Here is an 11,245-nt window from a genome sequence, read left to right as displayed (position 1 = left end):
CCGCGCGCAGCGCGGTTCTAACTGTCGAAGCCCATGCCTACCTTGTCGAGGGCCTTGAGCCACAGGTTGCGCTTGCCGCCGTTCTTGTCGGCGCGGTCCATCGACCACTTGGTCATCGAGACGCCGGCCCACTTGATCGGCTCCGGCGGGAACGGGAGCGGCTTGGTGCGGACCATCTCGAGTTCGGTGCGCTCGGTGGGGCGGCCGTCGAGCCGGTCCAGCATCACCTCGGCGCCGAAGCGGGTGGCACCCACGCCCAGGCCGGTGTAGCCCAGCGCGTACGCGACCTTGCCCTTGTAGGCGGTGCCGAAGAACGCCGAGAAGCGGCTGCAGGTGTCGATCGCACCGCCCCACGTGTGGGTGAAGCGCAGGCCCTCGAGCTGCGGGAACGTCTCGAAGAAGTGCTGGGCGAGCTTCGCGAAGGTCTCCGGCCGCTGGTCCAGGTCCGAGGACAGCTTGGAGCCGTAGTGGTAAATGGCGTCGTAGCCGCCCCACAGGATCCGGTTGTCCGCGCTGAGCCGGTAGTAGTGGAACTGGTTGTTCGTGTCGCCGATGCCCTGCCGGTTGTGCCAGCCGACCGCCGCGAGCTGCTCCTCGGTGAGCGGCTCGGTCATCATCGCGTAGTCGTAGACCGGGACCACGAACGGCCGCAACCGCTTGACCAGCGACGGGAACACGTTGGTGCCCAGCGCCACGTTGCCCGCGAAGATCCGGCCGTACGCGGTCTCGAGCACCATCCCGGAGCCGTGTTCGGCCAGTCCGGTCACCTTGGTGCGCTCGTGGACGCGCACGCCCAGCGACTCGCACGCGGCCTTGAGGCCCCAGGCCAACCGGGCCGGGTCCACCATCGCGCAGCCGGTCTTGTCCCACACGCCCGCGAGATAGGTCGGCGAGGCGACCTCGGCCCGGACCTCGTCGCGGTCCAGGAAGGTCAGTTCGGTGCCGTACCGCTTCGCGAGTTCGATCTCCTCGCGCAGTTCCTCGACCTGGTGCGGCTGCGTCGCGACGTTGAGCTCGCCGGTGCGCTCGAAGGCGCAGTCGATGCCGTAGCGCTCGACCGCCGCCTGGATCTCGTCCAGGTTGTGCTCGCCCAGCCGCTCCAGCCGGGCCAGTTCGTTCGGCCAGCGGTCCAGGCCGTTGTAGAAGCCGTGGGTCAGGCTCGCGGCGCAGAATCCACCGTTGCGACCCGAGGCCGCCCAGCCGATCTCGTGTGCCTCGACCAGCATCACGTCGCGCGAGGGGTTGCGTTCCTTCGCGATCAGCGCGGTCCACAGGCCCGAATAGCCGCCGCCGACGACCACGAGATCGCAGTGCTGGTCGCCGACCAGGGCCGCGCGCGGCTCGGGGCGGTCGGGCCGGTCGAGCCAGAAGGGAGTCGGCGCGGCGTCCGCGAGCGAGCGGACGGCCTCGACCGAGGGGGCAGGATCCGACGTGTTCCGGGGACCCATGGGGTTTCACCACTTTCGCGGGGCCCGCCGGGGTCCCCTTGTCGGACCCCGGCGGTTTCACCGCATAGCTACAGATCTGGGATTGATCATCATGCAACGGACGAACTACGCCCGCTGTTTGGCCCGCCGTGACGCGCGGATCTGTCCGATCATCACGATCAGCACGGCGATCACGAACATCGCCGAGCCGATCACGTTGATCTGCGGCGGGGTGCCGCGCTGGGCGGCGCCGTAGACGAACATCGGGAAGGTGACCGTGTTGCCCGAGGTGAAGTTCGTGATCACGAAGTCGTCGAAGCTCAGCGCGAAGGCGAGCATCGCGCCCGCCCCGATGCCGGGCGCCGCGAGCGGCAGGGTCACCCGCAGGAACACCTGGGTGGGTGACGCGTACAGGTCCTGCGCGGCCTCTTCGAGCTTGGGGTCCATGCCCAGCACGCGGGCCTTGACCGCGACCACCACGAAGCTCAGGCAGAACATGATGTGCGCGATCAGGATGGTGACGAAGCCGGTGTTGATCCGCATGTTCAGGAACAGCGTGCCGAGCGAGGCGCCCATCACCACCTCGGGCATCGACATCGGCAGGAACAGCAGCGTGTTGATCGCGCCGCGGGCGCGGAACCGATAGCGGCCGAGCGCGAACGCGATCGCGGTGCCGAGCACCGTGGCCGCGATCGTGGACAACACCGCGATCTTCATGCTGACCGCGACCGAGTCGCAGATGCCCGCGACCCCGCACGGCTCCTTCCACGCGTCGAGCGTGAAGCCGTTCCAGGTGTAGTTGAAGCGCCCGTTCGGATCGTTGAACGAGAACATCAGCACGACGATGTTGGGCAGCGTCATGTAGCCCAGCGCGAGTAGGCCGAACAGCACGATGACGTTGCGACGCAACCAGTTGACGACGGCCATCAGACCAGGTCCTCCGTCCCCGCCTTGCGGATGTACGCCGTCACCATGAGCACGATCAGCAACATCAGGATGAACGACAGGGCGGCCGCGGTCGGGTAGTCCAGCACCCGCAGGAACTGGGTCTGGATCACGTTGCCCGCCATGCCGGTGTCGGGCGAGCCGAGCCACTGCGCGTTGACGTAGTCGCCGGACGCCGGGATGAAGGTGAGCAGCGTGCCGGAGACCACGCCCGGCAGCGACAGCGGGAAGGTGACCTTGACGAAGGTGGTCTTCGGCGACGCGTACAGGTCGCCCGCGGCCTCGTGCAGCCGCGGATCGATCCGCTCCAGGCACGCGTACAGCGGCAGCACCATGAACGGCAGGAAGTTGTAGGTCAGACCGCAGATCACCGCGAGCGGCGTGGCCAACACCCGGTCGTCCTGGGTGAGTCCGAGGAACGCCGTGACGTTGGTGAAGTGCAGCTTGTTGAGCACGTCCACGACGATCCCGTTGTCCGCGAGGATCGTCTTCCAGGCCAGCGTGCGGACCAGGAAGCTGGTGAAGAACGGCGCGATCACCAGCACCAGCCACATGCCGCGCCACCGGCCGGCCTTGAACGCGATCGCGTAGGCGAGCGGGTAGCCGATCACCAGGCACATCACGGTCGCGGCGGCGGCGTACCCGAACGAGCGCAGGAACTGCGGGTAGTACTGCTCGATCGCGTCCCAGTAGGTGGCCCAGTGCCAGGTGAGGTCGTAGCCCTTGCTCAGGTTGCCGGTCTGCAGCGAGGTCGAGCCCTGCACCGCCATCGGGACGGCGAAGAACACCACCAGCCACAGCAGACCGGGAGCGAGCAGCGCGTACGGCACCCATCTGCCGCGCCGTTCGAGCTCCGTGGTCGCCTTGGTGTCCTCCGCACCCCCCGTCGTGCCCGCGCCCAGGGTGCCCAGCGCGCTCACGCGGCGTCCTCGCTCGCCTCGGCGATGCCCGCGGTCAGGTCGCCCGACTCCAGGCCGAAGCCGTGCCCCGGGTTCCAGTGCAGGATCACCGTCGCGCCGGGCACCACACGCGGGTCGCGCTCCATGTTCTGCTCGAACACGGTGAACTCCTGGCCCCAAGGCATGCGCACGACGTACTGCGTGGAGACGCCGATGAACGCGGCGTCCACGATCACGCCGCCGTCGAGGCGATTGCGGCCGTCCGCGATGGTGGCGTCCGCCGCGTAGGTGATGGTGATCTTCTCCGGACGGATGCCCATCACCAGCCGGTCGCCGTCGGCGGACGAACGGGCCGCGGGCAGCACCAGCCGGTTGCCCTGCGCGTCCAACAGCAGATCACCGTCGGCGCGCCCGGTCACCTTGGCCTCGATCAGGTTGGACTGGCCCAGGAAGTTGGCCACGAAGGTGGTGCGCGGCGCCTCGTACAGCTCGACCGGCGAGCCGAGTTGCTCTATTCGGCCGCCGTTCATCACGGCGATCGTGTCGGCCATCGTCATGGCCTCTTCCTGGTCGTGCGTCACGTGCACGAAGGTGATGCCCACGTCGGTCTGGATGCGCTTGAGTTCGAGCTGCATCTGCCGCCGCAGCTTGAGGTCGAGCGCGCCCAGCGGCTCGTCCAGGAGCAGTACCTGCGGCGTGTTGATCAGCGCCCGGGCCACCGCGACCCGCTGCTGCTGACCGCCGGAGAGCTGGGTGGGCTTGCGCTTGGCCAGGTGCCCGAGCTCGACCAGGTCGAGCATGTCCTTGACCGGACCCGCGGTGTCCTTGATGCCGCGCCGCTTGAGCCCGAAGCCGACGTTGTCGGCCACGCTCAGGTGCGGAAACAGCGCGTAGTTCTGGAACACCGTGTTGACGGGGCGCTTGTACGGCGGCAGCGCCGTGACGTCGCGGTCGCCGATGCTGACGCTGCCCGTCGAGGGCTGCTCCAGTCCGGCGATCATCCGCAGCGTCGTGGTCTTGCCGCACCCCGAGGCGCCGAGGAGGGCGAAGAACGATCCCGCCGGGATCGTCAGGTCCATGGGTCGGACGGCCGTGAAGTCGCCGTAGTGCTTGCTCAGACCCGCCAAGGAGACGTCGCCGGAGTCGCCGGCCCGCTGCTGCTCAGTCATGATTCCTCTCGCCGCATCGCGGGCCGGGGCCCGTCCGCCGGCCGCAAGGGCGGTCGAGGGCTCGCGCTCCCGACCGCCCGCTCGATGGGGTGGTTACCGATCTCCGAAGATCGTCCGGTGCCAGTCCTTGCGGGCGATTCCGGTGCCGTCGTACATGACGTGCTTGACCTGGGTGTACTCGTCGAAGGAGTACTGCGACATGTCCTTGCCGAAGCCGGACGCCTTGTAGCCGCCGTGCGGCATGTCGCTGATGATCGGGATGTGGTCGTTGACCCACACGCAGCCGGCCTGGATCTCCCGGGTCGCGCGCAGCGAGCGGAAGATGTCCCGCGTCCACGCGGAGGCGGCGAGGCCGTACGGGGTGTCGTTGGCGAGGCGGATGCCCTCCTCGTCGCTGTCGAACGGCAGCACGACCAGGACCGGGCCGAAGATCTCGTCCTGCACGATCTCGCTGTCCTGGGCCACGTCGGTGACCAGCGTCGGACGATAGAACGCGCCCTTGGCCAACTCGCCGCCGGGGATCTCGCCGCCGGTCACGATCGTCGCGCCGTAGCCGCGGGCACGCTCGACGAAGCCGGCCACCGACTCCTGCTGGCGCCGCGAGACGAGCGGGCCGAGGTCGGTCGAGGGGTCCATCGTGTCGCCGAGCCGCACCCCGTCGTACAACTCCGCGACGCCCGCGACGAAAGCGTCGTAGAGCGGGCGCTGCACGTAGGCGCGGGTCGCGGCGGTGCAGTCCTGGCCCGAGTTGATCAGCGACGCGGCGACCGCGCCGTTGATCGCGGCGTCGAGGTCGGCGTCGTCGAAGACCACGAACGGGGCCTTGCCGCCGAGTTCCAGGTGCAGCCGCTTGACGGTCTGCAGCGCGACCTCGCCGACCCGCTTGCCGACGCCGGTGGAGCCGGTGAACGAGATCATCGACACGTCCGCGTGGCCCATCAGGTACTCACCGACGGTCCGGCCCTTGCCGGTGATCACGTTGACCACGCCGTCGGGGATGCCCGCGTCGGAGCACGCCCGCGCGAACATCAGCGAGGTCAGCGGGGTGATCTCGGCGGGCTTGAGCACGATGGTGTTGCCCGCGGCGATCGCCGGAAGGATCTTCCAGGCGGCCATCTGGAGCGGGTAGTTCCACGGCGCGATCGAGCCGACCACGCCGATCGCCTCGCGGCGCACCATCGACGTGGAGCCGGCCGAGTACTCGCCGGCCGCCTTGCCCTCCAGGTTGCGCGCCGCGCCCGCGAAGAACGCGGTGTTGTCGATCGTGCCCGGCACGTCGAACTCGGTGCTGAGCCGGATCGGCTTGCCCGCCTGCGCGCTCTCGACGCGGGCGAAGTCCTCGGCACGCTCCTCCAGCAGCACCGACAGCCGGTTCAACGCGGTCGCCCGCTCGCCCGGGGTGGCCCGCGACCACTGCGGGAAGGCGCCCTTGGCGGCGGCTACCGCCGCGTCCACGTCCGAGGGGTCCGCCAGCGTGAGGGTCTCGACCGTCTCGCCGGTCGCCGGGTTCGTGACGTCGAAGGTCTCTCCGGACGAGCCCTGCCGCAGTTGTCCCCCGACGTACTGATGACCTTTGCCGAAGTCCTGCACAGGCATGGGAGCCCTCCAAGGGGGTTTTCGATGAGCCGACGGGCGCCGCGGGTGGCGGTTATGCGCGTGAGCCGCGTCAGCGTAGGACGATGCCGTTTCGACACGGGGTGCCGCAACAGGCACATCGACAGGTACGAGGACGTGGGCTTTACAGGTCGTGAATCGTCGCGATCGACCCCGGGGTCGGGGGTCGAACCGCTCGACGACCTGTCACCATGGAAGTATCGCCCGCCGAGCCGTTTACAGATTGCTCGCCGATTCCCGCTTCCCTCGGGAACCAACCGCCGTCGCGGTCGGGCCGAAGTCAGCTCGCGGAGGTTTTCGGATGTTCCCCACGGTCGCCGACGTACTGGCCCTCGATATCGTCCGGCGCGGCCGCCCGCAGGTGGTCGCGGGTGAACGCGGCCTGGCCCGGCCGGTGCGCTGGGTGCACATCAGCGAGCTGCCGGACGTGACCCGGCTGCTCAAGGGTGGCGAGCTGGTGATGGCCACCGGCATCGCGCTCCCCGAGGAGCGCGAGGGCCTGCAACGCTACATCCGCGATCTCGCCGACGTGGACGCGGCCGGTCTCGTGGTCGAGCTGGGCCGGCGCTACACCGACCAATTGCCGCGCGCGCTGGTCGCCGCGGCCGAGCAGGTCGGCCTCCCGGTGATCACGCTGCGCAACGAGACTCGGTTCATCGGCATCACCGAGGCCGTACACGGGCTGATCATCGACGCCCAGCTCGCCGAACTCCAGGCGTCCGAGGCGGTGCACCAGGCGTTCAACGAACTCGCGGTCGAGGGCGCCGAACCCGCCGAGATCGTCCGGCAGGCGTCCCGGATGGCCGGGCGCCCGGTGATCCTGGAGAACCTCGCCCACCAGGTGCTCGCCTACGACGCGCCCGGGGTGGTCGCCGAAACCCTCCTGGAGAACTGGGAGGACCGCTCGCGGCAACTGCGCATGTCCGCCCGGACCGCCTTCGACGAACGCACCGGGTGGCTGGTGACCACGGTCGGCGCGCGCGGCCACGACTGGGGCCGACTGGTGCTGGTCGGCGACGGCACGCCACCGCTCGCGCAGCAGAGCATGCTGCTGGAGCGGGCCGCCTCCACCCTCGCGCTGAACCGCCTGGTGGTGCGCGACCGGGAGAGCCTGGAGCGGCAGACCCACCGCACGCTGCTGTCCGGCATCCTGACCCACTCCTACACGGTGGCCGAGGTGACTCTGCGGGCCCGCGCGCTCGGTGTGCCGCTGGAGGGGCGGCGGCTGGTCGGCGTGGTGTTGCGGCTGCGGCGCAGTGTGACCCCGGCCGCGCTGGAATCGCAGGCGCGGCTGCGCGACTTCACCGAGATCGCCGCCGCGGCGGTGCGCGAGCGCCGACTGGCGGCGCTGGTCGGCGGCCTGGACGACGACAACGTCGGGCTGCTGGTGGCGCTCGCGTCGCAGGACACCGAGGACGGCGCGCTGGAGGGCTTCTCCGCGGCGATCCGCCGGCTCGCCCCGGACCTCGCGGACGACATCGTGGTCGCGGTCGGCTCCTCGGTGGGCGCGGTGCGCGACGCGCGCCGCTCGCTCCTGGAGGCCACCCAGGTCGCGGACGCCGCGCTGCACCAGGGCGGCAAGGCCGCCTTCTACCGGCTGCCCGACGTACGGCTGCGCGGACTGCTGCACCTGCTGCGCGACGACGCGCGGCTGCAGACCTACGTCGAGCGCGAACTCGGGCCGCTGCTCGCCTACGACGCCCAGCAGGGCACCCAGTTGATCGCGATGCTCCAGGTCTATCTGGACCACGGCCGGAACAAGTCCGCGGCGGCCGACGCCGCGCACCTGTCCCGGCCCTCCTTCTACGAGCGGCTGCACCGGATCGAACGAATCCTGGGCGTCGACCTGGACCAGGTGGAGAGCTGCCTGTCGCTGCACGTGGCGCTGCTGGGTCTGGAGGCGCTGCGCCGGTGAGCGCGGCGCCCGTGGGATCCGCGCTCAGGCTCCGGGGCGGGCGCCCGCGAGGGCGAAGTCGGTCACCGCGAGCGCGTGCAGTGCCGCGTCGCGCGTCCACAACTGCTCGGTGCTGAAGACGTCGACCTCGATGTAGATGCCATTGACGATCACCGCCGCCAACATCGCGTGCCGGGAAATACCGGACTCGGTCCAGGTGTATTCCCAGACCACACCCTTGGCACCGTGAATGGCGCGTTCCCCGAAGACCACTTTCCGATAGTCGCGAAAAACCTTGGGCGCGTTCTGTTCGTCGTCGCGCCACTGCTCCAACAAATCCGTGGTCTGTTGGAACGCGGTACGCCCGGTCAACACGCTCGCGCCGGCCGGGTCCGAGTAGATCACGCTCTGGTTCTGCTCCTTTCGGTTCCAGCCCTGCGGGACCTGCCACGCGAAGGTGTTCTCGTCCGCCTTGCGCACCGGGATCGGCGCGGTCCCCGGGGTCGCGCCCGGGTACGGCGCGAGGCCCGCGACCGGGTTCGTCGAGGGCCGGCCGTTCGTCCCGGAGGCGGTCGACGGCCCCTCGCTGCCGCTCGCGCCACCCCTGTTCGTCCCGCCATCGCCGTCGGCGAGCAGCAGCGCCGCGACGATGGCGCCGGCCACCAGGAGTGTGACGACGGGCATCAGCACGGCCAGGAAGCGGCGGCGCGAGCGGGGTGGCCGGCGGGTGCGGCCCGGCAGCGGGAAGGTCGGCGAGTGGGCTCCGCCGGGCGGCGTGCTCGGCCGCTGCCCCGGCGGCGGCGCGGCGGGCACACGCGGGAACGGGTCGAGCGGGGTGCCGTCGTCGGGAGCGATCCGGGCGGGCGGGACCAGGTCGCGCAGCGGTGGTTGCGGATGCGTGGTCGGCACCAGCGTCGCGTCGTCGTCCGCCTCGACCGGGGCACGCTCGTTCGTGCCGTACTCGACCGGCCCCCGCTCGGCCGGCCCGCGATCGAGCGCCCGGCCGAGTGCGGTGGGCGGGATCGGTTGGGTCGACTCGCCCGCGTGCCGGCGCCCCTCGGCGGCGAGCAGCGCGCTCAGCCTGGCCTCCACCTCCGCCGAGTCCGGGCGCTGGGCCGGGTCGCGCCGGAACAGGTCGCGCACGAGCGGTCCCAGCGGACCGATCTCCTCGGGCACCTCGGGCTCGGCGATCACGATCGCGTGCATCGTGGCCACCGGCGTGGAGCGCCGGAACGGCGACGCGCCGGTGACCGCCGCGCACAGCGTGACGCCCAGCGACCACAGGTCGGAGGCGGGTCCGGGGTGTTCGCTCTCGATCCGCTCGGGCGCCATGAACTCGGGCGAGCCCAGGATCGCCCCGGTCCCGGTCAGCCCGCTGACCCCCTCCAGCGCGGCGATGCCGAAGTCGGTCAGCACGGCGTGGCCGTCCCGCTCGAGCAGCACGTTGCCCGGCTTGACATCGCGGTGGATGACGCCGTGCGCGTGCACGACGCCGAGCGCGCGGGCGATCTGCACGGCCATCGCCGCGGCGGCGTGCGGGGTGAGCGGCCCGTCCTCCTCCAGGATCGTGTCCAGCGAGCGGGCGTCGAGCAGCTCCATCACGATCCACAACCGGTCGTCGTCCTCGACGTAGTCGTAGACCCGCACCACGTTGGGGTGATTGATCCGCGCGGTCGCCTGCGCCTCCCGCAGGCTGCGTTCCCGGAAGGACTGGGACGCGCTGCGCCCCCATCCGGTGCTGATCACCTTCGCCGCCACAGGTCGGTCGAGCAGGCGGTCCCGGGCCCGCCACACGGTGCCCATCCCGCCGCTGCCGAGCACGTTCACCAGCTCGTACCGGGCTCCGACCACAAAGCCCGCCCCACCGTCTCCAGGCCCGCCCGGCATCGGCTTTCCCCCAGGTCCCGCCGCTTCTCAAGATCAGACCATTGCCGCTTTCGTGGGATTACCTCAAAAAGGCCCTGCGAAAGCTTAGGACGGACATGGTAGAACGAATCGTCACACATAGCGGGAGGGGGATACCGCATGTTCACTCCGAAAAAACTTCGATCAGAAAACGTCAAGCGCGCGGCGTTGATAATTTCTGTTCCGGTCGGAATAGGAATGATTCTGAACGCCGGTCTGGCCGTCGCGGATACCGAGGGGAACGGTCCCGTCCATCGGTACGGCGGTGGGCACACCCACACGCACAGCCCGACGGGCGAGGTCACCACGAAGCCGCCCGCGACCACACGACCACCGGTCACCACCAAGCCGCCCACCTCACAACGGCCGAGCAGCACGCCGCCGCCCACGACGAACAAGCCCACGACCACCAGGCCGTCGACCACCAAGCCCTCGACCACCGAACCGGGGACGACGCCACCACCGACCACACCGCGGCCGAGCACCACCCCGCCCACCACCGCGCCGTCCGGCTCCGCGTCGCCGACCGTGCCGCCCACGGCCGAGCCGTTCGCGGTGACCACGTCCACCCAGATCACCTTCGACGCCAACGGCCGGGGCTCGATCGCGTTCACCGTCACCAACGCCACCGACCGGGCCCAGCCCGCCCGCGACGTGTACGCCCGCACCACCGGCGCGCTCCGGATCCTCTCGGTGTCCGGATGTTCGACCGCGCCCGCGCTCAAGTCCCCGGGACCGGCCTGGACCACCACGTTCAAGTGCGCACCGGGCGCGCTCGGGCCGCACGAGACCAAGCGGTGGTCGGCGGCCGTGGAATACCTGCCGGCCGTGCGGCAACCGCGCGCGGCGCGCGCCGAGGTGCGACTCCCGCTCGCGCCGGAGGCGGACATCTCCACGTTCTGCGTGCTCGTGGTGCCCGAGGGTGCGACGGACACGTCCGTGGTGCTGGGCCGGGCCGGACCGTTGACCCTGGTCAACCGGGCCAACAACAACGACCCGTCGTTCATCGGGTACACGGTGAACACCGCGAATCCGGGCGTACCCGGCACCACCACCGGTGGCGGAACGACCGGTGGCGGGACCACCGCTGGTGGCACGACCGGTGGCGGGACCACCGGTGGTGGCGCGACCGGTGGTGCGAGCACGGGCGGAACCACCGGCGGCACCGAAGCGCCCCCGCCGCCGAGCACCCTGCCCAAGACCGGCCCCGGCGACGACACCGTGTCACTGGCCGGCGGCGCGCTCGGCCTGATGCTGGTGGGCAACGCGCTGTTCCAGGGCACGCGCCTGCGCCGGGTCCGTTCCGCCGAGGGCGAGGACGAGGCGGACCGGGACTGATCGCACCCCGACCACACCCGGCGCGCGCCCGCCCCGGACCGTGCGCTCGGCCGA

Annotated in this window: 9 protein-coding genes; 2 read left to right on the top strand and 7 right to left on the bottom strand. The window is 70.5% G+C overall.

What is annotated here, in order from left to right; genetic code table 11:
- Nucleotides 1-17: 17 nt before the first annotated feature.
- From ACIBSV_RS12645 to ACIBSV_RS12625, 5 genes are all read right to left on the bottom strand, one after another.
- Complete coding sequence (locus tag ACIBSV_RS12645; RefSeq protein WP_395862094.1) at nt 18-1,448, bottom strand: NAD(P)/FAD-dependent oxidoreductase; 1,431 nt, start codon at nt 1,446-1,448, stop codon at nt 18-20.
- Nucleotides 1,449-1,553: 105 nt separating this feature from the next.
- Nucleotides 1,554-2,354 carry an ABC transporter permease gene (locus tag ACIBSV_RS12640; RefSeq protein ID WP_395862093.1) on the bottom strand — a complete coding sequence of 267 codons (801 nt, stop codon included), beginning with the start codon at nt 2,352-2,354 and terminating at the stop codon, nt 1,554-1,556.
- Entirely contained in the window at nt 2,354-3,274 is a 921-nt protein-coding gene (locus ACIBSV_RS12635) for an ABC transporter permease (protein WP_395862786.1), read from the bottom strand. The genes ACIBSV_RS12640 and ACIBSV_RS12635 overlap by 1 nt, the downstream gene beginning before the upstream one ends.
- A 14-nt stretch (nt 3,275-3,288) precedes the next feature.
- A complete protein-coding gene (locus ACIBSV_RS12630; protein ID WP_395862091.1) occupies nt 3,289-4,440 on the bottom strand; it encodes an ABC transporter ATP-binding protein in 1,152 nt (383 codons plus the stop codon).
- 93 nt (nt 4,441-4,533) lie between these two features.
- Complete coding sequence (locus tag ACIBSV_RS12625; protein ID WP_395862089.1) at nt 4,534-6,036, bottom strand: gamma-aminobutyraldehyde dehydrogenase; 1,503 nt, start codon at nt 6,034-6,036, stop codon at nt 4,534-4,536.
- Nucleotides 6,037-6,355: 319 nt separating this feature from the next.
- Between ACIBSV_RS12625 and ACIBSV_RS12620 the strand changes: the two genes are divergently transcribed.
- Entirely contained in the window at nt 6,356-7,969 is a 1,614-nt protein-coding gene (locus tag ACIBSV_RS12620; protein WP_395862087.1) for a PucR family transcriptional regulator, read from the top strand.
- Nucleotides 7,970-7,993: 24 nt separating this feature from the next.
- Here ACIBSV_RS12620 and ACIBSV_RS12615 read toward each other — a convergent pair whose 3' ends face one another.
- Together ACIBSV_RS12615 and ACIBSV_RS12610 are read right to left on the bottom strand one after the other, a co-directional pair.
- Nucleotides 7,994-9,799: a protein kinase gene (locus ACIBSV_RS12615; protein WP_395862085.1), complete on the bottom strand. Its 1,806-nt coding sequence runs from the start codon at nt 9,797-9,799 to the stop codon at nt 7,994-7,996.
- Complete coding sequence (locus tag ACIBSV_RS12610; protein WP_395862083.1) at nt 9,772-10,422, bottom strand: hypothetical protein; 651 nt, start codon at nt 10,420-10,422, stop codon at nt 9,772-9,774. Before ACIBSV_RS12610 ends, ACIBSV_RS12615 begins: the two co-directional genes overlap by 28 nt.
- Here ACIBSV_RS12610 and ACIBSV_RS12605 point away from each other — a divergent pair.
- On the top strand, nt 10,409-11,191 hold the full coding sequence (locus ACIBSV_RS12605; RefSeq protein WP_395862081.1) for a hypothetical protein: 783 nt from the start codon (nt 10,409-10,411) through the stop codon (nt 11,189-11,191). The two genes, ACIBSV_RS12610 and ACIBSV_RS12605, sit on opposite strands and share 14 nt — an antisense overlap.
- Nucleotides 11,192-11,245 lie beyond the last annotated feature (54 nt).

It is taken from the genome of Embleya sp. NPDC050154, assembly GCF_044460165.1.
GTDB lineage: Bacteria > Actinomycetota > Actinomycetes > Streptomycetales > Streptomycetaceae > Embleya.
The sequence above is the reverse complement of the archived record's forward strand: the minus strand, read 5'-3'. Positions and strand labels throughout refer to the sequence as shown.